Below are 25,277 nucleotides of genomic sequence, written 5' to 3'. Positions count from 1 at the left end.
AGGCTACCGATGGCCCGGTGCCCCTCCCCCGCTCGAGCGGCCGGCCCGGGCGCCCGCCGCATCGGCCTTCCGTCCGAGGTCCCCGCGCGGCAGGACGGGCAGGGCGCCGTGCGGACGGCCCGATTCCGGCGACATGCCGCATTGTCCCCTTATGGTGTCTTCCGGCCTGGAATCTTCACGGACGGAACGGAGTGGGGGCCGTGGCGTTCGCGAAGCCGCCCGGTGACGGCGGGTCCCTGTCCTCCCCCGCGCCGGCCCCCGGGTCCGGGTGGCGGTCCCGGGCGCCGCTGCTGGCGGTGTGCACCGGGTACTTCATGGTGATCCTGGACGTGACGATCATCAACGTCGCCGTGCCGGTGATCGGCCGGGAGCTGTCGGCCCCGCTCACCGGCATCCAGTGGATCACCGATGGGTACACCCTGGTCTTCGCCGGGTTCCTGCTGACCGGTGGCGCGCTGGGCGACCGACTGGGCAACCGCCGGGTCTTCTGCTCGGGCGTGGTGGTGTTCACCGTGTCCTCGGCCGCGTGCGCGCTCGCGCCGAGCACCCCCTTCCTGGTCGCGGCCCGGCTGGTGGAGGGGCTCGGCGCGGCGCTGATCGTGCCCGGTTCCCTGGCCCTGCTCCAGCAGGCCTACCCGGCGCCGGCCGCACGCTCGCGGGCCTTCGGGCTGTGGGGTTCGATGGCGGGCGTCGCGGCCTCCGCCGGGCCGCTGCTGGGCGGACTGCTCGTCTCCACGGCGGGGTGGCGCTGGGTGTTCCTCATCAACCTGCCCGCCGGCCTGGCCTGCCTGCTGCTGACGCTGCGGCACGTGGCCCGCTCGCCCCGGCGCGCCGCACGGGCCCTGGACTGGCCGGCGCAGTGCGCGGTCGTGGCGGCCGTGGCGCTGCTGACCGCGGCGCTCAACGAGGCCGGGCGGCGGGGCTGGTCCGATCCGGCCGTCCTCGCCGGGGTGGGCCTGGCCGCACTGGCCGCCGCGGCGTTCGCGGTGCGCGAGCGGCTGGCCCGGGCTCCCGTCCTTCCGCTGAGCCTGCTGCGCTCCCGCGCGATGAGCGGCGGAGCCGCCATCGGCCTGCTGTTCAACTTCGGCTTCTACGGCATGGTGTTCACCGCCAGCCTGGAGTTCCAGCACCAGCGCGGCTACAGCGCCCTCGGCACCGGGCTGGCGCTGTTCCCGGCGGTGGCGATGACCATGTTCGCCTCCGTCCTGTCCGGGCGGCTGGCCCGCCGCACCGGCGATCGGCCCCTGGTGGTCTCCGGCATGCTCCTGGCCGCCCTGGGGCTGGCCGGCTGGGCCTCGGCGGGGGCCGACCCCGCCTACCCGCTGCTGGTGGTCCCGATGATGGCGGCGGGGTTCGGCACCTCCTTCGCCCTCACCGGCTCGACCGCCACCGTGATGGGGGCCGCGCCCCCGGCCTACTCGGGGGCCGCCTCCGCCCTGTTCAACACCGCGCGCCAGATCGGCAGCGCCACCGGCGTGGCGATCGGCGGCAGCCTGCTCGCCACGGCCACCCACTACACCACCGGGCTGCGCACCAGCATGGCCATCGGCGCGCTCGCCTACCTGGCCGCCGCGGGCCTCGCGTGGCTGTGCGTGCCGGCGAAGCCCGACGGGGGCAGAGCCCCTTGAGGCCGACGGCAGGCCGGAGCGGCCTCCGCCTCCGCCGCACAGGCGTTCCCCGAGGAGCCCGGGGTCCGGAGAGCCCGAGCGGAACCGGCGCCTACGGCTCCGGGGCCGAGCCGGAGCCGGCCGGGGCCAGCCAGGCGAGCGCGGCCGCGGTGAGGGCGGTGACGCCGGTGTCGAGGGTGGGCTGGAGGACGGGGGCGAAGTGGGGACTGTGGTTGACCGGGACGTCCTGGGAGACGGTGCCCTTCTCCACCGCGTCCGCGTACCGGGCCGGATCGGTGCCGCCGATGCACCAGTAGGTGTACGGGACGCCGAACGCGCGGGGGATCTCGCTCATGTCCTCGCTGGCCGTCTGCAGATCGGCCGTGTGCACGCCCTGCTCGAAGCAGGCCGCGAAGGCCCGGGTCACCGTGTCGGTCGCGTCCCGGTCGTTGACGGTGGGCGGGAACGCGGACAGGTGCTCGAACTCCGGTTCCCGGGGCGCGCCGGACGCCCGGGCCTCCGCCCGCACGATCCGCTCGATCGCCGCGAGCACCTGCTCGCGCACGGCGGGGTCGTAGGTGCGCACGTTCAGCTGGAGCACCGCGCGGTCGGGGATGACGTTCGGCCCCGACCCCGCCTGGATGCTGCCGACGGTGAGCACCGCCGGCGTGGTGGCCGCCAGTTCGCGGGAGACCACCGTCTGCAGGCGGACGACGCACAGGGCCGCCATGACCACCGGGTCGACGGCGGCCTGCGGCGCCGAGCCGTGGGCGCCGCGCCCGTGCAGGGTGACGCGCAGGCTGTCGGCGGCCGACAGGAAGGAACCGGCCCGGGTCCCGACGTAGCCAGCCGGGTAGGACAGGACGTGCTGCGCCAGGACCACGTCCGGCCGGGGCGACACGTCGAGCAGACCGTCGTCGATCATGGCCCGGGCTCCGTCCCCGTTCTCCTCCGAGGGCTGGAAGAGCACCACGAGGGTGCCCCGCCAGGCCTCGGACGCCCGGGCCATGAGCTGGGCGAACCCGACCATCGCGGCCACGTGGACGTCGTGGCCGCAGGCGTGCATGACCGGCGTCCCGGCGCCGTCGCGGTCGACGGCGGTGACCTCCGACGCGTACGGGAGTCCGGTGGCCTCCTGCACGGGGAGCGCGTCCATGTCCGCGCGGAGCATCACGGTCGGCCCGCTCCCCCGGGTGAGCACGCCGAGGACACCGGTGCCGCCGATGCCCTCGGTCACGGCGTAGCCGGCCCGGCGCAGGGCGTCCGCCGCCTTCCCCGCCGTGCGGTGCTCCTGCAGTCCGAGCTCGGGATGGGCGTGGAGGTCCCGGTAGAGGGCCTCCACGCCGGGCCGGACGGCGTCCAGGCCGGCGAGGACGGTCGTGACACTGTTCATGGGGTCGGCCACCTTCCGGTACGTCCTGCGGGAACACACCACCATGGTGTGTTCCCCTCACGCACCGCGCCTTTCCGGGTGTGCGGCACAACCTCCGCCTCTCCCGGTCGGACGGTGACTCCGCCTCTCCCGGTCAGACGGTGAGCCCGGCGACGAAGGCCCTAGTCAGCGCGGTCGGTGCCGTGATGGCGGTGCCCACGACGACGCTCAGCGCGCCCGCCGCCAGCGCCTCGGCGGCCTGCTCCGGGGTCGCGATCCGGCCCTCGGCGATCACCGGGACGGGGAGCGCGGCGGCGAGGTCGGCGACGAGCGCCAGGTCCGGGGCGTCCTGGCGGGGGGAGCCCGGCACGTATCCGGACAGGGTCGTCCCGACGAAGTCGGCGCCCTGCGCCGCGGCCGCGCGGCCCTCGTCGAAGGTCGACACGTCGGCCATGACCCGGGCGCCCGCCGCGTGGACGGCCTCGACGAGTTCCGCGAAGGTGCTGCCGTCGGGGCGCGGGCGCGCGGTGGCGTCGGCCGCGACGACCGCGGCCCCCGCCTCCACGAGGGCGAGCGCGTGGCGCACGGTCGGGGTGATGTAGATGCCCGTGTCGCCGTCCTTCCACAGTCCGATCACCGGGAGGTCGGTGGCCGCGACGGTGGCCGCGACGACCTCCGGTTCGTTGACGCGTACGGCCGCGGCGCCGCCGGCCTGCGCCGCGAGGGTCATGCGGACCAGGGTGTCGGTGTGGCGCATCGGGTCGCCGGGCGGGGCCTGGCAGGACACGATCAGCCGGCCCTTCAGGGTGTCGGCCAGGGACAGGGTCATCGGAGGGCTCCGGTGGTGTGCGGGTGGTGCAGGGGCAGGGTGCGGGGCAGGGCGGCGGCGCCCAGCACCGCGGCGTCGGGGCCGCCGCGCGGCGGGACGGGACGCAACCCCCGCAGCGGGGGCATGAGTTCGGCGGCGAAGGCCGCGGCCAGGGCCTTCGTGTACAGCGGGCCGATGCGGGGCACCCCGCCACCGACGACGACGCGGTCGGCCCCCAGCGTGTTGGCGAGGCCGCCCAGGGCGCGGCCGACGGCCTCGGCGCCGAGGACGATGGCCGCGGTGGCGTGCGGTTCGCCCCCGGCGGCGCGGGCGGCCACCGTCTCCAGGCGGTCGGCCGGGACGCCGCTCATCCGGGTGTAGTGGGCGGTGATGCCGGGTCCCGCCGCGATCGCCTCGAGGTGGCCGGTGGCGCCGCAGGTGCAGGGCAGTCCGTCGGCCTCGGGGCTCGGCAGGTGGCCGAGGTGCCCGGCGATGCCGGCCGCCCCGTGCAGCATGCGCCCGGCCGCGGCGACGGCGCCGCCCACGCCGGTGCCGACGGCCGCGTAGATCAGGGTCGTCCCTTCGCCGTGCGGCGCCCCGCCGCGGCCGTCCCCTCCCCCGTGCGGGGCGGCCAGTTCCGTGGCGGCGGCGGCGCGCACGTCGTTGTCGCAGGCCACCGGAAGGCCGGTGCGGGCGGCGAGGCCGGCGGCCAGGGCGGTGCCGGCCCAGCCGCGGATCGTGTCGGTCGCGCTGGTGACGGTGCCGGTGGCGGGGTCGATCACCCCGGCGGCGGCGACGCCGAGCGCCGTGGTGCCCGGCGCCCGGACCGCCCGGGCGGCCTCGGCCAGCGCGTCGAGCACCGCCTCGGCCCCCTCGGTCGCCGGGGTGGGGAGGGAGTGCCGGTCCAGGACGGTGCCGTCGGCCGCGACCAGGGCGGCGGCGATCTTCGTGCCGCCCAGGTCGAGGCCGATCACCGGTGCGTGCGGGTGCCGTGCCGTCATCGGACCGGGAGCAGCCCGGCGCCGCGCAGCCGCTCCTCGACGCGGGCGATCGACGCGTCGCCCAGCTGGATCTGCGGGGCGGCGGTGGTGCCGTGGGCGAACACCCCGAGCAGGCGCAGTGCGTGCTTGAAGGCGCCGATGGCGGAGGAGTTGCGGCCCATCTCGTCCTCCGGGCCGGCGTCGACCATGCCGAACAGCTCGACGAGCCGCTCCTGTTCGTTCACCGCGCGGTCGAGGTCGCCGCCGCGCACGGCGTCGTGGAGGCGCACGTATCCGGCGGGGTCCACGTTGCCCAGGCCGGGGACGACGCCGTCGGCGCCCGCCAGCAGGGCGGCGTCCACGGTGAGTTCGGACCCGGTGAGGATGCTGAAGGCGGGGGCCGGACCGTCGGCGCGGCCGCGGCGCCCGCCGAGTTCGACGATGAGCCGGCGCAGGGAGCCCTCGTCGCCGCTGCTGTCCTTGAGGCCGGCGAGCGTGCCGTCCGCGGCGAGTTCGCGCACCAGGGCGGTGGAGAGCTTGCTGTGCACGGAGACCGGGAGGTCGTAGGCGTACAGGGGCAGGTCGACGCGGGAGCGGAGGGTGCGGAAGTGGCGGGCGATCTCGCGGGGGTGGGTCCGGGCGTAGAAGGGCGCGGTCGCGACCAGGGCGTCGGCGCCGGCCTCGCGGGCGGCCTCGGCGTGGGTGAGCACCCGGGGCGTGGTCATGTCGATGACGCCGGCGAGCACGGGGACGCGGCCGGCGACGGCCTCGACGACGGTCCGCAGCACGACCTCCCGCTGCCGGTCGGTGAGGAAGGCGACCTCGCTGCTGGAGCCGAGGGCGAACAGGCCGTGCACTCCCCCGCGCAGGAGGTGCTCGACGTGCCGGGCGAGTGAGGCGGTGTCGACCTCGCCCGCTGCGTCCAGGGGGGTGCAGACGGGCGGCACGACGCCGCGCAGCGGCTGGGACGAGGACATGAGAGGGGCTCCTGGGTGGTGCGGTGCTGGTACGAGAGGCGACGGGCCGCCCGCGCGAGGCGTCGCGCGGGCGGCCCGGGACGGGCTAGGGCGCGGTGACGGTGAGCGTGCCGTCACCGTAGGACCGCTGCCATCCGCGGACCAGGTAGGTCGCGGTCGTCGAGACGGTGCCCGCGGTGGCGGTCGCCGGGACGGTGACGGGGATCTTCATGTTGGCGCCCTGGCCGGGCCTGAGCGCGGGCACGGTCACGCTCGGGGCGCTCCAGCCCGACGGCAGCTTGAGGGAGACCGAGCCGGCCGGGAGGTCCTTGTCGTTCTGGCTGACGACGCGGACGGTGACCTCGGTGGTCCTCCCGGCGGGCAGGGAGGCGGGCGGGGTGAGGGTGACGGGCGCGCAGACGCCGCCGAGCCACTGCAGGTCGAAGGAGGAGTAGGTGATGTGCCGGTAGTTGTCGCGCTCCCACAGCAGGCCGACCCGGGGGTTGGCCGCGGTGCCGTCGCTGAGCGGGGTGAGCGTGGAGTAGGCGGCCGAGCCGGACTCGACGGTCCTGCGCACCGGCCAGTTCTGCCCGTTGTCGCAGGAGAGCCGGACGGTGAGGTTGCTGCGGCTGTTGGTGGTGGCCGTGTTGCTGAACATCAGCCAGGAGGCGCGCGGGTGCGAAGCGGGCACGTCGGGCGCGAAACGCATGACGGAGCCGTTGTTGGCGGGGTCGGGCAGTTCGGTGTCCTGCTGGAACGGCGTGTAGGTGACGCCGCCGTCGGTGGAGTACGCGACCGTGCGGTAGGGCGCGGAGCGGTTGTTGAGCATGATCCGGCCGTCGGAGAGTTCGACGGTCTTGTTCTCGTCGCCGCCGGGGCCGACCGGAGTGCCCATCCTCCAGGTGGCGCCGTGGTCGTCGCTGTAGGCGCTGACCGCGTAGTTGGCGCCGTTGTTGCGGATGGCGTACTGCTGGACGAGGCGGCCCTTGTAGGTGCCGTGGCGCAGCTGGATGCCCTCGCCGGAGGCGGCGAACATGCCGGCCCAGGCCGGGTCCTTGATCTCGGCGGTGATGCGCTCGTGCTTCCAGGTCAGGCCGTCGTCGTCGGAGTAGCTGTAGTCGGCCTGGAGGACGTTCGGGTCGTTCTCGTCGTTGCCGGTGGCCGAGCCGAAGAAGCCCTGGTTCACGGAGGCGGCGTAGAAGACGAAGATGCGGCCGGTCTCGCGGTCGACGAGGAGGCTGGGGTCGCCGTAGCCCCGGGGGGCGGCGTCCTTGCGCACGACCTGCTGCGCCTGCCAGGTGGCCCCGCCGTCGGTGCTGCGCCGCAGGACGACACCGAGGTTGCCGGGCAGGTCGGCGAGGGTGGGCCGGGCGTCGTACGCGGCGATCAGGGTGCCCTTGGTGGTGCGGGTGAGGGCGGGGATGCGGTAGTAGGGGGAGCCGGTGCCCGCGGTGGCGATGTCCTGGGAGGTGAGGGTGCCGGCGGCGGCGACCTGCCGGTCGGCGGTGTACGCGGTGGGGGTGCCGGCCGCGAGCAGGGCCAGGGCGGCGACCGCGGTGGTGGCGGCCAGGGTGGCTCTACGCTGCATGAACGTGCCCCTTCTCGGGTGAGGATCAGGCGGGTCGGAGGTCGTGCAGGGTGGCGAGGTCGGGTGCGGTGGCGAGGTGGGGGGTGTGGAACAACCGCTGCACCCAGGCGAGTTGTTCTCGTCGGTGGTGGCCGCCGCCGCCCTCGTGGCCGTTGAACTCGTAGACGCGCAGGTCCTTCGGTCCGCCGTAGCGGTGGTAGGCGGCGAAGCAGGTGGAGGGCGGGCAGACCTCGTCCATCATGGCGATGGAGAAGAGCGACGGGGCGGTGGCGCGGGCGGCCAGCAGGGCGGCGTCGACGTAGGACAGGGTGGTGAAGACGGTCCCGGTGCGGTCGCGGTGCAGGCGCAGGTACTCCGCGATCTCGGTGTAGGGCGGCGCTCCGGCGATCAGCGCGCCGCGCCGGATGTCGCACAGGAACGGCACGTCGGGCATGACGCCCGCGAGGCCCGGCAGGAGTCCGGCCACCGCGAGCGAGATGCCGCCGCCCTGGCTGATGCCGGTGACGACGACGCGGGCGGGGTCGACGGCCGGGTGTGCGCGGGCGGCCTCGGTGAAGCGCACGGCGTCGGTGAACACGCGCCGGTAGTAGTGGTCGTGGGGGTCGGCCAGGCCGCGGGTGAGGAAGCCGGGGACCTCGCCGTTCAGGGTGGCCGTGTCGGGGGTGTCGCCGCCGGCCGTGGACCAGCCCTGGCCGCGGGTGTCCATGATGAAGTGCGCGTAGCCGGCGTTGGCCCACAGGACCTGCTCGTGGGCCAGGCCGCGGCCACGTCCGTACCCGAGGAACTCCACCACGCAGCCGAGCGGGCCGTCGGCCCCGGCGGGCAGGTGCAGCCAGCCGCGGACGGGCTCCCCGGCGAAGCCGGGCACGGCCACGTCGTAGGTGACGACCTGGGTGAGCCCGGTGTCCACCCGGGTGTGGCGGGTGGTGCCGCCGGCCGCGCGGGCGGCGAGGAGGGTCTGCTCCCAGAACGCGTCGAGGTCGGCGGGTTCGTCGAGCTCGGGCCGCAGTGCGAGGCACTGCTCGAGCGTGAGGTCCGTCAGTGGCATGGAGAGGGCCCCGTCGGGTGAGACCTGCGCGCGGCGCGGCGCGGAGGGGGATCGGATCGGGAGGTGTCCCGAGGGCGGTCGGGAGGTGCCTCAAGGGCAGACGTCTGATGTCTGCTGTCCTGGGACCTTAGAGATCCGGATGACGGCCGTCAAGTGCCCCGCCGGCCGGTGCGCCCGCTTCGGGCGGCGCCCGGACGGAGCGGCGCCGCACGGCGCAGGCGACCCCGGACGGGGGCCGCCTGCGCCGACTCAGAGCCGGGTCAGCGGCGGGCCCGGGCCTCGGCTATGCGCTTGCGCACCGGCGCGTAGTGGTCGGTCAGCGCCGCCGCGAACTCCGCGGGGTCGCGGTCGCGGACGGCGTCCACGATGCGCTGGTGGTTGGCGATGGTCGCCGCCTCGTGCTCGTGCGTGAACACGTCGAGGTGGGGCGCGACGATGACGTAGACGTCCCAGAACGCCGAGGAGAGCTGCCCGATGAGGTCGTTGCCGAGGGGGGCCAGGAGCAGGGTGTGGAAGGCCCGGTCGGCCTCGACGAACCCGTGCCCCTCCCCGGCGCCGGCCCGGCGCATCTCGTCGACCAGTCCGTCCAGGCGGGCGATCTGGTCGTCGCTGAGGGAGCCCACCAGCCGCTCGGCCATGCCGCGCTCGAACAGCTCGCGCACCTCGATGAGGTCCGACATGACCTGGAAGTCGTCGTCGGGGCTCAGCAGGCCGCGGAAGGCCAGGCTCTCCACCAGGGCGGACAGGCTCAGCCTGCCCACGTAGGTGCCGTGCCCGTGCCGCACCTCGACGATGTCGAGCGCGGTGAGGATCCTGATCGCCTCGCGCACGCTGGAGCGGCTGGCGCCGAGCGCCTCGCACAGCGCGGGCTCGGTCGGCAGCAGGTCCCCGGGGCGCAGCTCGTTGCGCAGGATGTAGGACTTGATGCCGTCGACGACCTCCTGCCGCAAGGGCTGCCGAACCGCCTTGGCCTCCGGCACCAACCGTTTGATCGCACCTTGTCCCACCGCCACCTCTTGACCCCTCTCCCTCATCGGGCTACGTTCCCACGCTATCAAGCATCAGACATCAGACGTCTGACGCATGCTCAGTGAGATACTTTCGCGCCCGCCTCTCCTCGAACCGCCCATCATGCCTTCCCGCCAGGAGGAATCCTTGTCCGCGCGCACCTCAGCCGGCGTCGACCGCCGCACCTTCATGCGATACACGAGCGCCCTCGGTGTGGCGACCGCGATCACCGCGGGCCTGTCGGCCTGCGGCGGTCCCGGCAGCACCGGAGACGACTCCGGCGGTTCCGGCGGCGCGACCGACACCATCGAGGCCGGGCTCTCCTACCCCCTCTCCACGGGCTTCGACCCCATGATCACCTCCGGCGCGACCCCGTTCGCCGCCAACATGCACATCTTCGAGGGGCTGGTGGACCTCGACCCGGCCACGCTCGTCGCCCGGCCGGCCCTGGCCACCGAGATGCCCCAGAAGATCAACGCGACCACCTACCGGGCCACCCTGCGCGAGGGCGCCACCTTCCACGACGGCTCGGCGGTCACCGCGGACGACGTGGTGTTCAGCTTCGAGCGCGTCCTCGACCCGAAGAACGCCTCCCTGATGGCGCAGTTCGTGCCCTTCATCGACCGGGTGAAGGCGGTCGACGCGTCGACGGTCGAGTTCAAGCTGAAGCACCCCTTCGCGCTCTTCCCGTCGCGCATAGCCGTGGTGCGCATCGTGCCCGAGAAGATCGCCGGCGCCGACGCCAAGGCCTTCGACGCCAAGCCGGTCGGCTCGGGCCCGTACCGCTTCGTGTCGGCGGTCCGCGAGGACAAGATCGTCATGGAGGCGTACGACCAGTACAACGGGCCGCACCCGGCCAAGGCCAAGAAGATGGTCTGGCACCTGATGTCCGACCCCTCCGCCCGGGTCAGCGCGCTCAAGTCCGGCCGTGTGCAGGCCATCGAGGACGTGCCCTACATCGACGTCAAGGGCTTCACGGGCAAGGACAAGGTGGAGTCCGTCCAGTCCTTCGGCCTGCTCTTCCTGATGTTCAACTGCAAGGACGAGCGCTTCGCGGACAAGCGGGTGCGCCAGGCCCTGCACTACGCGCTCGACACCGAGAAGATCATCTCCACCGCCCTGCTGGGCAACGCCGAGCCCGCCACCGGATACGTGCCGGCCACGCACCCCGACTACCACGAGGCCGCCACCGTCTACGGCCACGACCCGGCCAAGGCCAGGAAGCTGCTGAAGGAGGCGGGCGTGGAGAAGCTCTCCTTCACGCTGCTGCTCACGGACACCGGCTGGGTCAAGGACATCGCGCCGCTGATCAAGGAGAGCTGGGCCGCGGCCGGCATCGAGGCGAAGCTGGACATCGCCCAGTCCCCCGCCCAGTACGCCAAGGTCGACAAGGGCGACTTCGAGGCGCTGGCCGCGCCGGGCGACCCGTCGGTCTTCGGCAACGACGCCGACCTGCTGCTGCGCTGGTTCTACTACGGCTTCTGGCCGGAGAAGCGGTACGGCTGGACCGGCTCCGACGCCTACAAGAGGACCAGGTCGCTGCTCGACAAGGCCGCCTCGGAGGCCGACGCGGAGAAGCGCAGGCAGCTGTGGGCCCAGGTCACCGACCTGGTCGCCGACGAGGCGGCCCTGTACCCGGTCCTGCACCGCAAGCTGCCCACCGCCTGGCGGGACGGCACGCTGCCGGGCTTCAAGCCGCTGCCCACCACCGGTCTGTCGTTCATCGACGTCGGCCGCGCCTGAGCCCGTACGCCCGCTCACGGGTCGCCGTCACTGCCTGCCGGGCAGCGGCGGCGGCCGGCCCCAATCCCTAGGAACCTCACGATGGTTGCATTCCTCCGGCTCGCGCTGCGCCGCGTCGCGATGATGCCGGTGATGGTGCTCGGCATCGCGCTGCTCGTGTTCGTGGTGCTGCAGTTCTCGCCGGCCGACCCCGCGTACAACGCGCTCGGTGACAGCGCGAGCCCCGAGGCGCGTGCCGCGTTCGCCGAGGAGCACGGTCTCGACGACCCGCTGCCGGTGCGGTACTTCGCCTTCCTGAGCGATCTGGTGCAGGGCGACCTCGGTGTCACCGTGCCGCCGAGCCAGCCCGTCGCCGACCGGATCGCCACCGCTTTCCCGCTGACCCTGCAGCTGACGCTGCTCGGCCTCACGCTGGCCATCGTGCTGGCCCTGGTCTTCGGCGTCACCAGCGCCGTCCACCGCGACCGCTGGCCCGACCAGGTCTTCCGGGTGCTGTCGATGGTCGGCATCGCCCTGCCCTCGTTCTGGCTCGGTGTCCTGCTCATCCAGCAGTTCGCGCTGAACACCCCGGTCTTCCCGACCGGCGGCTACGTCAATCCGGCCGACTCCTTCTCCGGCTGGCTGGAGAGCCTCGCGCTGCCCGCCGTCGCCCTCGCCCTGCCGGTCGCCTCCTCGCTGGCCCGCCTGGTCCGCACCTCGATGGTCGCCGAACTCGACCGCGACTACGTGCGCACCGCCCGGGGCAGCGGTCTGCCGCCGTTCCTGATCATCCGGTCGGTGCTGCGCAACTCCCTGATCACCCCGCTGACCGTGCTCGGCGTCAAGGTCGGCTACATGCTCAGCGGCGCCGTCGTCATCGAGGCGATCTTCGACCTGCCCGGCATGGGCAAGCTGATCCTCGAGGGTGTCACCGGGGGCGACGTCGGCCTGGTCCAGGGCACCGTGCTCACCATCGCGGTCGCCTTCCTCGTGGTCAACGTCGTCGTCGACCTGCTCTACCTGCTCGTCAACCCGCGCATCAGGACGGTGTGATGTTCGCCCCACGCTCCCTCGCCGAGCGGCTCCGGCCCGGCACCCGCCTGCGCCGCCTGCCCGTCCCCTCCCGCATCGCGCTCGGGGTCCTCCTCGTCGTCGTCCTGGGCGCGGTCCTCGCGCCGCTGCTCACCCAGGACCCGCTCGCCACCGGCACCCCCGCCCAGCCACCGGGCGCCGACCACTGGTTCGGCACCGACCGGGCCGGCCGCGACGTGTTCGCCCGGGTCGTGCACGGTGCGCGCTACTCCCTCGTCATCGGCCTCGGCGCGACGTTCCTCGCGCTGGTCATCGGCTCCTTCCTGGGCGCCCTGGCGGCCACCTCGCGCAAGCTCGCCGACGAGTCGGTGATGCGCACCCTCGACGTCGTGATGTCGTTCCCGCCGATCGCGCTGGCCGCCGTCCTGGTCGCGGTGTTCGGGCCCAGCGTCCCGGTCATCATCTTCACCATCGCCTTCGTCTACTCGCCCTCCCTCGCCCGCGTCGTGCGGGCCAACGTGCTGGAGCAGTACGGCGAGGACTACGTCGCCGCGGAGCAGGTCATCGGTGCCCGCCGCGGCTACATCGTCGCCCGGCACGTCGCCGTCAACTGCGCCGCGCCGGTCCTGGTGTTCGCGACCGTCATGGTGGCCGACTCCATCATCTTCGAGGCGAGCCTGTCCTTCATCGGCGCCGGTGTGCAGGACCCCGACCCGAGCTGGGGCAGCGTCCTGGCCTACGGCCGGCAGATCCTGCTCTCGGGCGGCTGGTGGGCGACCCTCTTCCCCGGTCTGTGCCTGCTGATCACGGTGCTCGCGCTGAACGTCCTGTCCGAGGGCATGACGGACGCCGCCGCGTCCCCGGACAAGGCCCGCGCCGACGGCGGCGACACCGTCGAGAAGATCGCCGCCGTCGAGCCGGCCGCCGACCGGGCCGAGGCGGACGCCGCGCTCGCCGCGCTCGCCGCCCGGATCGAGGCGACAAAACCCGCCGTCGAGCCGCTGCCCGAGGGCGCCCCCGACCTGCTCGTCGTGCGCGACCTGTCGATCCGCTTCCCCGACCGCTACGGCGACATCCGCGTCGTCGACGGGATCTCCTTCACCGTCCGCGAGGGCGAGACCCTGGGCCTGGTCGGCGAGTCGGGCTGCGGCAAGTCGATCACCAGTCTGGCGATCATGGGTCTGCTGGCCCGCAACGCCGAGGCCGAGGGCGAGATCCTCTACCGCGGCCGCGACCTGCTGAAGCTGTCGCCGAAGGAGCGCCGGGCGCTCATGGGCCCGGAGATCGCCATGGTCTACCAGGACGCCATGTCGTCGCTGAACCCGTCGGTGCTGATCGGCACCCAGCTCAAGCGGCTCACCTCGCGCGGCGGCACCCGCACCCCCGCCGAGCTGCTGGACCTGGTCGGCCTGTCCCCCGAGCGCACCCTGCGCAGCTACCCGCACGAGCTGTCCGGCGGCCAGCGCCAGCGCGTGCTGATCGCCATGGCGCTCTCCCGCAGCCCCCGGCTGCTCATCGCCGACGAGCCGACGACCGCGCTGGACGTCACCGTGCAGGCCCAGGTCGTCGAGCTGCTGGTCGAGCTGCGCGACGAGCTCGGCTTCGCGATGGTCCTGGTCTCGCACGACCTGGCCCTCGTGGGCGACCTCGCGCACCGGGTCGCCGTGATGTACGCGGGCCAGGTCGCCGAGGCCGGCGACACCCGCTCCCTGCTGACCGACCCGGCGCACCACTACAGCCGCGGGCTGCTCGGTTCCGTCGTCTCGCTGGAGGCGGGCGCGGACCGGCTGCACCAGATCCGCGGTGTGGTGCCCGCGCCGAAGGCGTTCGGCACGGGCTGCCGGTTCGCCTCCCGCTGCGCCGCCGCCACCGAGCTGTGCGCCACCACCCCGCCGCCCGCCGCCGGCCGCGACGGCGCGCGGGACCACCTGTACGCCTGCCACCACCCGGCGCCCGCGCACGGTGCGGCCAAGTCGCTGGAAGGTGCCCGATGACCGCCCCGGAGGACACCGTGATGGAACCCCTCGTCCGGCTGGACGGCGTCCACGTCCGGCACAAGGCCCGCAGCGGCGGCCTCCTGCGCCGGGACGCCGTGCACGCGCTGACCGACGCCTCCCTGGAGGTCCGGCGCGGCGAGATCCTCGGCCTGGTCGGCGAGTCGGGCTGCGGCAAGTCCACCCTGGCCCGGGTGGTCACCGGACTGCAGCGCCCGACGGAGGGCCACGTCCACTTCAAGGGCCGGGACCTGTGGACGATGCCCGCGGCCGAACGCCGCACCCGCTTCGGGGCCTCCGTCGGCGTGGTCTTCCAGGACCCCTCCACCGCGCTGAACCCGCGGCTGCCCGTGCGCCGGATCCTGCGCGACCCGCTGGACGTGCACGGCCGGGGCACGAAGACCGAGCGCGAACAGCGCGTCGAGGAGCTGCTGGACCTGGTCGGACTGCCCGGCCACACCCTCCAGGCGCTGCCCGGCCAGCTCTCCGGCGGCCAGCGCCAGCGCGTGGCCATCGCGCGCGCCCTGGCCCTGGAGCCGGAGCTGATCGTCGCCGACGAGCCCACCAGCGCCCTGGACGTGTCGGTGCGCGCCCAGATCCTCAACCTGCTGGTGGACCTGCGCGCCCGGCTCGGCCTCGCCATGGTGTTCATCTCCCACGACGTGCAGACCGTGCGCTACCTGTCCGACCGCATCGCCGTGCTGTACCTCGGCCGCGTCGTCGAGGAGGGCGGGGCGGCCGAGGTCACCGGCGACTCCCGGCACCCGTACACCGAGGCGCTGCTCTCGGCCACGCCCAGCCTGCTGGAGCGCCCCGAGCGCATCGTGCTGCACGGCCCGGTGCCCTCCGCGACGAACCCGCCCTCCGGCTGCCCGTTCCGGACCCGCTGCTGGAAGGCGGACGACGCGTGCGCCACCGCGTTCCCGGCCGCCGCGGGCGGCCCGGACGGACACCGCTGGCACTGCGTGCACCCGCAGCCGGGGGCGGAGCCCGTCGCGGTGTCCGTGCCCGGGGGTGCCGTGTCCGGGCGTGCCGGGCACGGCGCGTGACGGCCACCGGGCGGTGCTCCGCCGCGTACCGCCCGGAGCGGTGGCCGTCGTCCTCCTCTCCTCCCCCGGGCCTGCGGGCGACCGTCCGGATCGCGGGCGCCCGGCGGTGTTCAACCGGGGTGGGAGGGGGACCCGGGGGGCGGGGGAAGCACGGAGGGAGTCCGAAATGGCCGACGACGACTTCTACACACGTGACCGCCCGGAGAACCCGGGGCTCCCGGAGGACCGTCCCAGGGGCGGCGGCCCGGAGGACGCATCGGCCCGGAGCGGGACCCGTCGGGGGAAGCAGGTGTGGGTCATCATCGGGCTCGTCGCCCTGCTGATCATCCTTCTGGCGCTCCTGATGCCCTGAGCCGCCACCGGACCCGTCCGGGGTCCGGCCCGCCCGGTCGCCCCGGGCGGGACCGTCCGTGCGCGGCCCGCGCCGGCCGGGAACACCGCGACCGCCTCCGCTGTTGACCATCAGCGGTACAACGAAAGGCGGAGCCGTGCACGGTGAGTACAAGGTCCCCGGCGGCAAGCTCGTCGTCGTGGACGTGGACGTGGAGGACGGCGTGCTGCGCCGCGTGCGCGTGGCGGGCGACTTCTTCCTCGAACCGGACGAGGCGCTCGACGCCGTGAACCGCGCCCTGGACGGGGCCCCCGCCGACACCGACGCCGCCGGGCTCGCCGCGCGGATCGACGCGGCCCTCCCCGAGGGGACCGTGATGTACGGGCTGACCTCGGAGGGCGTCGGCATCGCGGTGCGCCGCGCGCTCGCGCACGCCACCGACTGGACCGACTACGACTGGCAGGTGATCCACGAGGGCCCGCAGGCCCCGGCGCTGCACATGGCGCTGGACGAGGTGCTCACCGCCGAGGTCGCCGCGGGACGCCGGCCGCCGACGCTGCGGGTGTGGGAGTGGGGCGCCCCGGCCGTGATCATCGGCAGCTTCCAGTCCCTGCGCAACGAGGTCGACCCCGAGGGCGCCCGGCGGCACGGCATCGAGGTCGTGCGCCGGATCTCCGGCGGCGGCGCGATGTTCGTGGAGCCCGGCAACACCATCACCTACTCCCTGTCGGTGCCCGAGGCGCTGGTGCAGGGGCTGTCCTTCCAGGACAGCTACGCCTACCTCGACGACTGGGTGCTCGGCGCGCTCGGCGACATGGGGATCAGGGCCTGGTACCAGCCGCTGAACGACATCGCCACCGACCAGGGCAAGATCGCCGGCGCCGCCCAGAAGCGGATCGTGGGACCGGACGGCGGCCCCGGCGCCGTCCTGCACCACGTGACCATGGCCTACGACATCGACGCCGACAAGATGCTCGACGTGCTCCGCATCGGCAAGGAGAAGATGTCCGACAAGGGCACCAAGAGCGCGAAGAAGCGGGTGGACCCGCTGCGCCGGCAGACCGGCCTGCCGCGCGAGACCGTCATCGACCGCATGATCGACTCCTTCCGCGCCCGGTACGGGCTCGCCCACGGCAAGGTGACGGACGAGGAACTGGCCCGCGCCCGGGAACTGGCCCGGACGAAGTTCACCACCCCGGAGTGGACCGCCCGCGTGCCGTGACGGCGGGCGCGCCCCACCTCTTCGCGGGGCCGGCCCGGCACGTGCCGGGCCGGCCCCGTCCCGTTCGCGCGCGCGGTCCGCGCGACGGGCCCTCGGTACGGGCCGGGTTCAGCCGGTGCGGCCGGCCCTGCGCCGCAGTCCTTCGGCGAGCGGGGCCCGGTCGAAGGCGCCCGCGGCGAGCCGGGCCGCGACCGTCCGCCGCACGACGCGGTCGGCGAGGGCCGGGGCGTGCCGGGCGAGCGCCATCTCGATCCGCCCGCGGCGCGTCGTGGCCACGTCGCGGGGCGCCCGCCCGGCCGTGACGGCGCGGACCACGGCGGACACCACCCCCTCGAGCGGCTCGGGCCGGGACACCCCGTCCAGGGAGAGTCCAGCCGCGCGGGTGCTGTCGTGGATCGGGCTGCGCACCATGCTCGGGTACACGGTGGTGACCCCGACGTGCGGGCCGACCTCCAGCCGCAGGGTGTCCGCGTACGCGGCGAGCGCCCGTTTGGAGACCCCGTAGGCGGCGGCGAGCGGCAGCGGCAGCACCGCCATGCGCGAGGCGATGAACACGACGCGGCCCCGGGCCCGTTCGAGGTGCGGCAGCGCGGCGGCCGTCACCTCCCAGGCGGCGAGGAGGTTGAGCTCCAACTGGGCCCGCACCTCCTCGGAGGGCCGCAGTTCCGCGGGCGCGGGACCGCCCCGGCCCGCGTTGTTGACGAGGACGTCCACTCCTCCGCCGAGCAGCCGCACCGCTTCCTCGACCCCCCGGGCGACGGACTCGGGGTCGGTCAGGTCGCAGGCCACGACGGGCGTGCGCCCCGTCCCGTCCGCCACCAGGTCCAGTCCGACCACCCGGGCGCCGAGTGCGGTGAAGCGCTCGCCGATCGCCCGGCCGAAGGTGCCCGCGGCGCCCGTCACGACCACCCGCCGCCCCGCGAGGGGCGGCGCGTCGTTCCGCCGGTCCGCGAGGTCCCGCGCCACCTCGCGGAGGTAGCGGTCCACGTCGATGCGCAGGTGCGGGCGCTTCTCGCCCCACCGGGCCCGGGCGGCGCGCAGTTCCGCGGCGACCGCCGCCCGCATCCGCTCCCGCGACGGCCCGCGTCGGCGCCCGGAGAGGTACGCGGCCAGCAGCCTGCCCTGCGCCTCCACGACCGGGAGCGCCGAGCCGGTCGACTGCATCAGGCCGACGAAGGAGAGCGCGGGTTCGTCGAGCGGGAACACGTGCCGGTACAGCGGCAGTCGGGCGGGGTCGGGGACCAGCGCCGGATCGAGGAAGGGGACGGTCGCCCGGTATCCGGTGCACCACAGGATGTGGTCCACCTCGTCCTCGCGCCCGTCCGTGAAGCGCACCCGGTGGCCCTCGAGGCGTTCGATGCCCGCGCGGACCTTGATCCTCCCCGCCGCCACCAGCGCCGGGACCGTGTCGCTCAGCGTCGGATGGTCCTGGAGCACCCCCTGCGGGGACGGGGGCAGCGCCGGCCCGTTCCCGCCCAGGCCGGCCAGTCGCAGCATCGCCTGGGAGACCCGCTGGCGCAGCCGCCACGGGAGGACCGCGGCCAGGGCCCCGTTCCACTGGTCGGTGGGCCGGCCCAGCAGCCGCTTGGGCAGCACCCACACCCCGCGCCGGGCGGACAGCAGGACCTCGCTCGCGTGTCCCACCAGCTCCGTCGCGATGTCCATCGCGGAGTTGCCGGTGCCCACGACGAGCACCCGCCGGCCCGCGAACCCGGCGGGCTCCCGGTAGGTGTGCGCGTGCGAGGTCGTCCCCTCGAACCGGCCCGGGTAGGGCGGTTCGGGCAGGCGCGGCGTGTGGTTGTGCCCGTTCGCGACCACGAGGTGGGCGACGCTCTCCTCGCTCGTTCCGTCCGGGCCGGCCAGTTCGAGCAGCCAGCCCTCCGGGGTGCGCCGCGCGGCGAGGAGTTCGGTGTTCAGCCGGTAGTGCCGGTCGACGCCGAAGCGCTCCGCGTACCCCTGTACGTAGGACAGGAGTTGGGCGCGCGAGGGGTAGTCGGGCCAGTCGGCGGGCATCGGGTGGTCCCTGAACTCGGTGCGCGGCTTGGAGGTGTTGAGCCGCAGCCCCTCGTACGCGGCGGTGTCCTCGGCGAGCCGCCACAGCCCGCCCAGTTCCCCGGCCCGTTCGATGCCGTACACCTCCACGCCCGCCTCGAGGAGCGCCTTGACCGCCGCGATGCCCGCGATCCCTCCCCCGACGACGGCCACCCGCCCCGGCGCCGCCGTACCCCGCCCTGCGTCCATCGCGTCCGCGCCCTCTTCCGGACCCTCACGGATCCCCTCGGAACTAATCCAACGGTTGCTGGATTATTACCCCGCCTTCGGCCGGGGCACCAGACCCCGCCGCCCCGGCGGCCGGCGGCGCGCCGTAGAGGGCCTCCAGGAACCGGCGCACCCAGACGCGGAACTCGTAGCGCTCGCGCTCCCGCCCGGCGGGAGGGGCGGCCGCCAGCGCCGTGACGTGGCCGTGCGCCGCCCACACCAGGCTGCGCACCGTGACGTGCGGGGTCGCCTCCCGCACCGTCCCCGCGTGGGCCGCCTCCAGCAGGACCCGCTCGACCTCGCCGTACAGCGGCAGCGCGTACGCCTCGTCCAGGCCCGTGCCGCGGACCGGGTCGAGCCATCGGCGCAGCCACAGGAAGGTGGTGTGCGGGTGCTCCTCCAGGAAGTCCACGAAGCCCTCGGCGAGCGCGCGCAGCGCCGCGGCGAGCGGCGCCCCGCCGAGCGGCGCGGCACGGCCGAGCTCCGCCACGAGCGGGGCCAGCGCCGCCCGCTCCGCCTCGTGCACCCGCTCGAAGCACGCGTCGTAGAGGGCGTCCTTCGAGGGGAAGTGGTGGTGCAGGCTCGACACGTCGATGCCCACCCGCCCCGCGATGTCGCGCAGCGAGGTGCCCTCCGGCCCCCGTGCCGCGAACAGCTCCGTCGCCTCCCGCAGGATCAGTTCACGGGTCGGGGGCCCCTCCCGCTCCGCGCGCCGGGGCCTGCCCGGTCCGCGCCGGGCGGGCCGCCCGTCCCGCGCCTGCGGCTGTGCCTGTTCCTGTGACCGTGCCTGCGTGCTCTTCCTCATCCGGCCCAGTCTGGCTAGGATCCGCAGACCCCGCAATCAAACAGGTGAGGGATAAATGGACGCCGCTGCTCGCCCCGAGGTCCCCCTTCCCGGACAGCAGGGCCGGGAGGCCGGCGAAGACGGCGGGGACGTGCCCCGCCCCGCACTCGTGCGGTACGCGCTCGGCTCGGCCGGCATGGGCGTCTACGTGACCGTCCCCGGCCTGCTGCTCCTGTACTTCCTCACCGACACCCTCGGGGTGGCCCCGTGGCTGGCCGGCCTCGCCCTGCTCGTGCCGAAGGCCGTGGACATCGTCCTCCACCCCTTCGTCGGCTCCCTCTCCGACCGGGAACGCGCCCGCCGCGGGAACAGGCTGCGGCTCCTGGCGGCGGGGTGCGCCCTCGCCCCGGCCTTCGTCGCGCTCTTCGCGGTCCCCGCCCCCGTGGCCGACCGGCCCTGGGTCGCCGCCGTCTGGGTCGCCGGCTGGTTCGTCGTCGCCAACGCCCTCTTCGCCTCGTACCAGGTGCCCTACCTCGCCACGCCCACCGACATGACGGTCGGTTACCACGGCAGGACCCGGGTGCTCTCCTTCCGCATGGTGGTCCTCACGGTCGGCATCCTGGTCGGCGGGGCGCTGGCACCGCTCCTGGCCGGGGAGGGCGACTCGGTCGCCCGCTACGCGGTGATGGCCCTCGTCCTCGGCGTCTTCACCGCCGTCTTCCAGGTCGTCGGCGTGGGCGGGGTGCGCGACCTGCTGCCCGCCGGGGCCCCGCGGGGCACGCGGGGTGCGGCGCCCACCGGGCGGCGGGGGCCCGGGGCGACCCTGGCGGAGGTGCGGGACGTCCTGCGCCGCAACGCGCCGTTCCGCCTCCTCACCCTCGCCTACCTCCTCGCCTCCACCACCACCCACCTGGTCCTCGCCGGTCTGCCGTACTACACGCGCCACGCACTGCACCGGCCCGGCTTCACCACCGTCCTGATGGCGGCGTTCGTGGCCCCCGCCCTGCTCACCACCCCCCTGTGGTTCCGCGTCTCGCGGCGCTGGGGCAAGCAGCGCTGCCTGCTGCTGGCCCAGGCCGTCTTCGTCGCCGGCGCCCTCGGTCTGGGCGCGGGGGACGCGGCGGGTCCCGCGGTGCCCGTGCTGTGCACCCTCGTCCTCGGGGTCTGCTTCGCGGGCCTCCAGCTCTTCCCGTTCTCGATGGTTCCCGACGCCGTCCGCGAGGCGGGCCGGAGCGAGATCGAGCGGACCGGTGCCTACACGGGGGTGTGGACCGCGGCGGAATCGATGGGCGCGGCGGCCGGTCCCTACCTGTACTCGGCGGTCCTCGCCCTCGGCGGGTACGCCGCCGCGCGGGCCGGCGAGGAGGTCGCCCAGACCACCGGCGCGCACACCGCGATCCTCCTGGGCTTCACGGTCCTGCCCGCCCTGCTGATGGCGGGTTCCCTCGCGGTGCAGCTCCGCTACCGCCTCGACGCGCAGGCCGCGCGGTCCCCGGGCCCTCCTCCCGCACAGGGCCGTCGGAAGGACCCCGGGTGCGGCCGGGCGTGACGTGCCCCGCGCGCAGGCGGTCGACGACGACGCCGCGGGCCGCGGCTCCCTCCCGGGTGGGGGTGAGGGGGAAGACGTGCACCGCTCCCGGCCGCTCGTGGTACTCGACCTCGACGCCGGCGGCGACGGCCTTCCGGACGAGCAGACGGGCGTCCGGATTGAGGATGTCGCGGGTCCCGCTGAAGACGGTCAGGGGTCCCAGCCCGCGGAGGTCGGCGGCGAGCGGGCTGACCCGCGGGTCGGTGAGGCCGAGGTCGCCGCGCCAGAGGTCGGCGAACACCCTCAGACCCTCGCGGGCGAGCCAGGGGTCGTGCGGCTGGACGGCGTCGATGCCGGGATGGCCGAAGGACAGGTCCAGGGCCGGGGAGACGAGCACGGTGCGCGGCAGCACCGTCCCGTGCCCGTCGCGCAGCAGGACCGCTGCCGACAGGGCGATCTGACCGCCCGCCGAGTCGCCCGCCAGACACACCCGGCCGTACCGCTCGCGGACGGCGAGGACCAGTTCGGCCATCGCGGGGACGACGTGTCCGGCGGTCCCGTGGGGCACCAGCGGATAGATCGGGACGACGACGCGGGTACGCGCCCGTGCGGCGATCCGTGCGGCCAACTGCCAGTGCTGGGGCACGATCTCGTTCACCCACGCGCCCCCGTGCACGTACACCGTGCCGCCGCTCGCGCGACCGGCGGCGGGGGCGAGGGTGTAGACGGGCCGGCCCCGCCACCGCTCGACACGGACCGAGACGTCCGCGCGCAGTCGCCGCGGCGGGCCGTACGCGGGGGGCCGCAGCACGCGCTGCCGCAGGTGCCGTTCCGCTCCCCGGGCGGTGACGTACCGCCGGTTGGTGCGGATCAGGCGCAGGTACAACGGCAGGAACCGACCGGGCACGGTGGGCATGCAACGCCTTTCGTCGTCCTCCGGCATCTGAGCGCGCGTCACTTGCGCCCACCACACTGCCGCATCGCCGTCCCGCCCGGAACCCTCCCCGCCCGGCGCGCCCCGCGGACCGCCCCTCGCGGCCAAGTCCCCCTTGTCCCGCCGAAATACACCAAACGAAACCGCCCGGCGGTACACCCCCGTCACCGCCCGCCTACGGAGCGAGTTGGCCCTTCCGCACCACAACAATGCGTGTGACACTGGCCTCCCGTCCGCTGTGCGGACCCCCTCCGCACCATCCCCCACGAGAAGTGCGCCGTGCGTTCCTTGCCCCTGCCGCTCACCCTGACCGCACGCCTGTCCCCGGTGGTCGTCCTCGCCGCGGCGGGCTGGGCGCTGTCCTCCGGCCCGTCGACCGCACCGCAGGCCGCCGAGAACGAGAAGCCCCCGCAGAAGACGGAGAGCCGGTCCAGCTCCGAACCGTCGGCGACACAGGCGGCGAAGACCTACCCCGCCGCGCCCGCGCCGTGCACCGCGCTGGCGGAGAAGACCATCAAGTCCCTCGTGCCGGGCGCCAAGACGGCCGGCAAGGAGATCCCGTCCACGGACACCGAGCTGCGCCGCACCTGCTCCTGGAACGCGCTCGAGGGCTACGAGTACCGCTGGCTCGACGTGTCCTTCGAGGTGCTGGAGTCGGACGAGGCGGCGGAACGGTCGTACGAGAGCCGCCTGAAGGACAAGAGCGGCGGGGGTGCCGTCCCCGGGCTCGGCGACGTCGCGTACTCCGTGGTGAACCTGGCCACCGAGGACAAGCAGGAGACCCGGGAGGGCGTGGTGGTGGCCCGGGCCTCCAACGCGCTGGTGATCGTGACCTACAACGGCAGCGACTTCGAGTCGAAGAAGGCGCCCGGCACGGACGAGATCAACAAGGGCGCCATCAAGGCCGCCAAGGAGGCGATGGCGGCCCTGGAGGACGGACGGGGCTGACCCGGCCGCCCCCGGGGCCCACCGGGGCCGCCCGCCCCGGCCCGGGTTCCGGGCTCCGGGCCCGGAACGCTCCGGCCGCCGCCCGGGGCCCCGCGGACGGGCTCCCGGCCCCCGACGCCGATCCGGAATCCTTGGTTCCATGACATCCGTCACACCGCTTCCCCGATCTATGCAGGTCGATTAGTAGAACCCGCCCCGGCGACATAAGGGATTTGTCCGTCTTGGTGTGACCGCGGAACGGGCCGGGACGGAGGGCGATCCGGCCGGGAGCCGGGAGCCCCGGTCCTCCCACCATGCGGGGACTTCTGACGAGGCAGCAGGAGCACCGGGGTGCTCGTCACGGGCGGGGAGGCATGCTCTCCCGCCCGCCGCAAGGTCCCCGCACTCCTACGAGGCGCAGTAGTAGTGCGGCCCTTTGCGCCCGGCGCCGGGCCGTCCCAAGAATGACCAGCCTCCGGACAGCAGGGGTGAGGTCACTCATGGGAAAGCATCGCCAGCAGAAGAAGTACCGGCGGACGGTCGTCGCAGCAGCCGCCCTGGGCGTCATAGGCATACCCTCGGTCGCCATGGCCTGTACCGACTGGCCCGGCAGCGGGCAGCGGCAGGACCAGGGCGCCGCCGCCCCGTCCTCGGCCGAGGACAGGTGGACCGGCGCCGACCGGTACCACCGGTGGAGCAGTGAGCACGGCGGGGCCACGGCGGCACCGTCGGACGCGCCGGCCGCCACCGCGAGCCCTTCGAAGGACGGCGCACCGAAGCACGGCAGCGCCGAGCCGTCGCACAAGCAGAAGAAGAAGAAGACGGCTGTCGAGGCATCCGCCTCCCGGCCCTCCACCGCGGCGCCGAAGCCCTCCACCACGGCCTCGAAGCCCACCACCGCGCCGAAGCCCTCCGCCACGGCCCCGAAGCCCACCACCGCCGCGCCCGAGCCCGCCGCCGGCGCTCCGAGCCCCGCCGCGACGGGCGGCACCGAGGCCTCCGGAGCCGTCGCCGAGGTCGTGGAACTCGTCAACGCCGAGCGGAGCAAGGCCGGTTGCTCCCCGGTGAAGGTGAACGCCACCCTGACCGAGGCCGCGCAGAAGCACAGCGAGGACATGGCGGCGAGCCGCACCATGTCGCACACCGGCTCGGACGGGTCCTCCCCCGCCGACCGCATCACCCGCGCCGGCTACAACTGGAGCACCTACGGCGAGAACGTCGCCTACGGCTACTCCACTCCCGCGCAGGTGATGGCCGGCTGGATGGACAGCCCCGGCCACAAGGAGAACATCCTCAACTGCGCGTTCGAGGAGATCGGTGTCGGTCTCGCGCAGCCCAACTCCTACTGGACCCAGAACTTCGGCACGGCCCGGTAGGCGCGGACGCGCTCACGCCCGCCGGCGGCCCGCCACCAGCGCGACGTACACGACGGGCGACGCCGCCGTCCCCACCACCCAGCCGTAGTCCGCGAGGGGCTTCAGGAGGGGAACCAGCCCGGCCCCGGGGAAGGGACCCTTCCCCGGGGCCGAGGGGGAGCCGCCCACCGCGAGCACCCCGCCGACACCGGTGATCAGGGCGCCGGTGCGGAAGCCGATGAGGCGCGGCGCCAGGTTCGCCGGGTCGTAGGCCGGGGAGACCACGTTGGCCGCGGTGTTCACCGAGACGGTGGCGACCAGCACCGTCACCGGGGCGAGGAGCAGCCCGAAGACGTTGCCGGTCCTGGCGGCGAACTCGACGGGGTCCCGTGTCGGAGCCCCGTACACCGCCTGCGAGCCGGACGTGACGAACACGGACAGCAGCGCGAACAGGGTCATGGTGGTGGGCAGTCCGAGCGTCCGCCCCCAGACCTGGGCGCGCCGGCCCGCGCCGAAGCGGGTGAGGTCGGGGATGGTCAGGCTCAGGGTCGAAGGCTCAGGGTCGACCGGAAGGCGATCGTCCCCACCCGCAGGACCGTGAAGCTGTACGTCGTCCAGCGGCGGCGGGTCAGCGGCACGGGCAGCAGGTCGTCGTTGGCGAAGCGGGTGTCGATGAGGGTGACGCCCGGCGGGAGCTCGACGCGTCCCGCCGGGTCGGGCACGGGCCCCTCGGGTGGCACGGGCGGGACGGTCGCGGTCACGGGCGTGCCCTT

The 25,277-nt window shown here is 74.4% G+C and carries 20 protein-coding genes and 2 pseudogenes; 10 read left to right on the top strand and 12 right to left on the bottom strand.

Annotation, left to right across the window (positions count from 1 at the left end; genetic code table 11):
* The first annotated feature begins 191 nt into the window (after positions 1-191).
* Positions 192-1,628, top strand: coding sequence for an MFS transporter (locus tag CP969_RS30730; RefSeq protein WP_016823913.1), 1,437 nt, complete (start codon positions 192-194; stop codon positions 1,626-1,628).
* A 91-nt stretch (positions 1,629-1,719) separates the two neighbouring features.
* Here the strand turns inward: CP969_RS30730 and CP969_RS30725 are convergent, their stop codons facing one another.
* From CP969_RS30725 to CP969_RS30695, 7 genes are all read right to left on the bottom strand, one after another.
* The gene (locus tag CP969_RS30725; RefSeq protein ID WP_051044374.1) at positions 1,720-3,000 is read right to left on the bottom strand and encodes an amidohydrolase; all 1,281 of its coding nucleotides are present in this window, start codon (positions 2,998-3,000) and stop codon (positions 1,720-1,722) included.
* A gap of 133 nt (positions 3,001-3,133) precedes the next feature.
* Positions 3,134-3,808: an N-acetylmannosamine-6-phosphate 2-epimerase gene (locus tag CP969_RS30720; RefSeq protein ID WP_016823915.1), complete on the bottom strand. Its 675-nt coding sequence runs from the start codon at positions 3,806-3,808 to the stop codon at positions 3,134-3,136.
* A complete protein-coding gene (locus CP969_RS30715) occupies positions 3,805-4,788 on the bottom strand; it encodes an ROK family protein (RefSeq protein WP_016823916.1) in 984 nt (327 codons plus the stop codon). The genes CP969_RS30720 and CP969_RS30715 overlap by 4 nt, the downstream gene beginning before the upstream one ends.
* Positions 4,785-5,744, bottom strand: coding sequence for a dihydrodipicolinate synthase family protein (locus tag CP969_RS30710; protein ID WP_016823917.1), 960 nt, complete (start codon positions 5,742-5,744; stop codon positions 4,785-4,787). The genes CP969_RS30715 and CP969_RS30710 overlap by 4 nt, the downstream gene beginning before the upstream one ends.
* 85 nt (positions 5,745-5,829) lie before the next feature.
* Positions 5,830-7,311, bottom strand: a complete 1,482-nt coding sequence (locus CP969_RS30705) for an exo-alpha-sialidase (protein ID WP_016823918.1) — start codon at positions 7,309-7,311, stop codon at positions 5,830-5,832.
* Positions 7,312-7,336: 25 nt separating this feature from the next.
* Positions 7,337-8,359 carry an acetylxylan esterase gene (locus CP969_RS30700; RefSeq protein WP_016823919.1) on the bottom strand — a complete coding sequence of 341 codons (1,023 nt, stop codon included), beginning with the start codon at positions 8,357-8,359 and terminating at the stop codon, positions 7,337-7,339.
* 260 nt (positions 8,360-8,619) lie between these two features.
* Entirely contained in the window at positions 8,620-9,372 is a 753-nt protein-coding gene (locus tag CP969_RS30695; protein ID WP_039830666.1) for a FadR/GntR family transcriptional regulator, read from the bottom strand.
* A 118-nt stretch (positions 9,373-9,490) separates the two neighbouring features.
* Here CP969_RS30695 and CP969_RS30690 point away from each other — a divergent pair, with 118 nt between their 5' ends.
* The 6 genes from CP969_RS30690 to CP969_RS30665 all read left to right on the top strand — a co-directional run bounded on the left by CP969_RS30690 (position 9,491) and on the right by CP969_RS30665 (position 16,717).
* Positions 9,491-11,110, top strand: a complete 1,620-nt coding sequence (locus tag CP969_RS30690) for an ABC transporter substrate-binding protein (RefSeq protein WP_050793733.1) — start codon at positions 9,491-9,493, stop codon at positions 11,108-11,110.
* An 81-nt stretch (positions 11,111-11,191) separates the two neighbouring features.
* The gene (locus CP969_RS30685) at positions 11,192-12,142 is read left to right on the top strand and encodes an ABC transporter permease (RefSeq protein WP_016823921.1); all 951 of its coding nucleotides are present in this window, start codon (positions 11,192-11,194) and stop codon (positions 12,140-12,142) included.
* Complete coding sequence (locus tag CP969_RS30680) at positions 12,142-14,115, top strand: dipeptide/oligopeptide/nickel ABC transporter permease/ATP-binding protein (protein ID WP_016823922.1); 1,974 nt, start codon at positions 12,142-12,144, stop codon at positions 14,113-14,115. The genes CP969_RS30685 and CP969_RS30680 overlap by 1 nt, the downstream gene beginning before the upstream one ends.
* Entirely contained in the window at positions 14,112-15,164 is a 1,053-nt protein-coding gene (locus CP969_RS30675) for an oligopeptide/dipeptide ABC transporter ATP-binding protein (RefSeq protein WP_016823923.1), read from the top strand. Before CP969_RS30680 ends, CP969_RS30675 begins: the two co-directional genes overlap by 4 nt.
* Positions 15,165-15,330: 166 nt before the next feature.
* Positions 15,331-15,516: a hypothetical protein gene (locus tag CP969_RS30670; protein ID WP_016823924.1), complete on the top strand. Its 186-nt coding sequence runs from the start codon at positions 15,331-15,333 to the stop codon at positions 15,514-15,516.
* A gap of 136 nt (positions 15,517-15,652) precedes the next feature.
* Positions 15,653-16,717, top strand: a complete 1,065-nt coding sequence (locus CP969_RS30665; RefSeq protein ID WP_016823925.1) for a lipoate--protein ligase family protein — start codon at positions 15,653-15,655, stop codon at positions 16,715-16,717.
* A gap of 108 nt (positions 16,718-16,825) precedes the next feature.
* Here CP969_RS30665 and CP969_RS30660 read toward each other — a convergent pair whose 3' ends face one another.
* Complete coding sequence (locus CP969_RS30660) at positions 16,826-18,958, bottom strand: SDR family NAD(P)-dependent oxidoreductase (RefSeq protein ID WP_150474988.1); 2,133 nt, start codon at positions 18,956-18,958, stop codon at positions 16,826-16,828.
* A 43-nt stretch (positions 18,959-19,001) separates the two neighbouring features.
* Positions 19,002-19,781, bottom strand: coding sequence for a TetR/AcrR family transcriptional regulator (locus CP969_RS30655; RefSeq protein ID WP_016823927.1), 780 nt, complete (start codon positions 19,779-19,781; stop codon positions 19,002-19,004).
* A 55-nt stretch (positions 19,782-19,836) separates the two neighbouring features.
* Here CP969_RS30655 and CP969_RS30650 point away from each other — a divergent pair, with 55 nt between their 5' ends.
* Positions 19,837-21,309 carry an MFS transporter gene (locus CP969_RS30650; RefSeq protein WP_016823928.1) on the top strand — a complete coding sequence of 491 codons (1,473 nt, stop codon included), beginning with the start codon at positions 19,837-19,839 and terminating at the stop codon, positions 21,307-21,309.
* Positions 21,310-21,388: 79 nt separating this feature from the next.
* On the opposite strand, the pseudogene CP969_RS30645 reads toward CP969_RS30650, so the two are convergent.
* Positions 21,389-22,204 (bottom strand): annotated as a pseudogene (locus tag CP969_RS30645) (alpha/beta hydrolase fold domain-containing protein); the annotation flags it as partial.
* 297 nt (positions 22,205-22,501) lie between these two features.
* On the opposite strand from CP969_RS30645, the gene CP969_RS30640 reads away from it, so the two are divergent.
* Positions 22,502-23,170, top strand: coding sequence for a hypothetical protein (locus CP969_RS30640; protein WP_004981264.1), 669 nt, complete (start codon positions 22,502-22,504; stop codon positions 23,168-23,170).
* A 479-nt stretch (positions 23,171-23,649) separates the two neighbouring features.
* Complete coding sequence (locus CP969_RS30635) at positions 23,650-24,525, top strand: CAP domain-containing protein (protein WP_026084745.1); 876 nt, start codon at positions 23,650-23,652, stop codon at positions 24,523-24,525.
* 12 nt (positions 24,526-24,537) lie between these two features.
* On the opposite strand, the pseudogene CP969_RS30630 reads toward CP969_RS30635, so the two are convergent.
* Positions 24,538-25,056, bottom strand: a pseudogene (locus CP969_RS30630) (cytosine permease); the annotation flags it as partial.
* A complete protein-coding gene (locus tag CP969_RS34700; protein ID WP_026084747.1) occupies positions 25,047-25,265 on the bottom strand; it encodes a hypothetical protein in 219 nt (72 codons plus the stop codon). The pseudogene CP969_RS30630 and the gene CP969_RS34700, both read right to left, overlap by 10 nt.
* Positions 25,266-25,277 lie beyond the last annotated feature (12 nt).

It is taken from the genome of Streptomyces viridosporus T7A (assembly GCF_008704515.1).
Classification (GTDB): Bacteria; Actinomycetota; Actinomycetes; order Streptomycetales; family Streptomycetaceae; genus Streptomyces; species Streptomyces viridosporus.
The sequence above is the reverse complement of the archived record's forward strand: the minus strand, read 5'-3'. Positions and strand labels throughout refer to the sequence as shown.

What these genes read in the sequence shown, in the direction of transcription:
- CP969_RS30660 (WP_150474988.1), bottom strand. Translation starts at nt 18,958, where the DNA reads ATGGACGCAGGGCGGGGTACGGCGGCGCCGGGGCGGGTGGCCGTCGTC.
- CP969_RS30650 (WP_016823928.1), top strand. Translation starts at nt 19,837, where the DNA reads ATGGACGCCGCTGCTCGCCCCGAGGTCCCCCTTCCCGGACAGCAGGGC.
- CP969_RS30675 (WP_016823923.1), top strand. Translation starts at nt 14,112, where the DNA reads ATGACCGCCCCGGAGGACACCGTGATGGAACCCCTCGTCCGGCTGGAC.
- CP969_RS30655 (WP_016823927.1), bottom strand. Translation starts at nt 19,781, where the DNA reads ATGAGGAAGAGCACGCAGGCACGGTCACAGGAACAGGCACAGCCGCAG.
- CP969_RS30685 (WP_016823921.1), top strand. Translation starts at nt 11,192, where the DNA reads ATGGTTGCATTCCTCCGGCTCGCGCTGCGCCGCGTCGCGATGATGCCG.
- CP969_RS30710 (WP_016823917.1), bottom strand. Translation starts at nt 5,744, where the DNA reads ATGTCCTCGTCCCAGCCGCTGCGCGGCGTCGTGCCGCCCGTCTGCACC.
- CP969_RS30680 (WP_016823922.1), top strand. Translation starts at nt 12,142, where the DNA reads ATGTTCGCCCCACGCTCCCTCGCCGAGCGGCTCCGGCCCGGCACCCGC.
- CP969_RS30715 (WP_016823916.1), bottom strand. Translation starts at nt 4,788, where the DNA reads ATGACGGCACGGCACCCGCACGCACCGGTGATCGGCCTCGACCTGGGC.
- CP969_RS30725 (WP_051044374.1), bottom strand. Translation starts at nt 3,000, where the DNA reads ATGAACAGTGTCACGACCGTCCTCGCCGGCCTGGACGCCGTCCGGCCC.
- CP969_RS30705 (WP_016823918.1), bottom strand. Translation starts at nt 7,311, where the DNA reads ATGCAGCGTAGAGCCACCCTGGCCGCCACCACCGCGGTCGCCGCCCTG.
- CP969_RS30700 (WP_016823919.1), bottom strand. Translation starts at nt 8,359, where the DNA reads ATGCCACTGACGGACCTCACGCTCGAGCAGTGCCTCGCACTGCGGCCC.
- CP969_RS30670 (WP_016823924.1), top strand. Translation starts at nt 15,331, where the DNA reads ATGGCCGACGACGACTTCTACACACGTGACCGCCCGGAGAACCCGGGG.
- CP969_RS30635 (WP_026084745.1), top strand. Translation starts at nt 23,650, where the DNA reads ATGGGAAAGCATCGCCAGCAGAAGAAGTACCGGCGGACGGTCGTCGCA.
- CP969_RS30720 (WP_016823915.1), bottom strand. Translation starts at nt 3,808, where the DNA reads ATGACCCTGTCCCTGGCCGACACCCTGAAGGGCCGGCTGATCGTGTCC.
- CP969_RS30690 (WP_050793733.1), top strand. Translation starts at nt 9,491, where the DNA reads ATGCCTTCCCGCCAGGAGGAATCCTTGTCCGCGCGCACCTCAGCCGGC.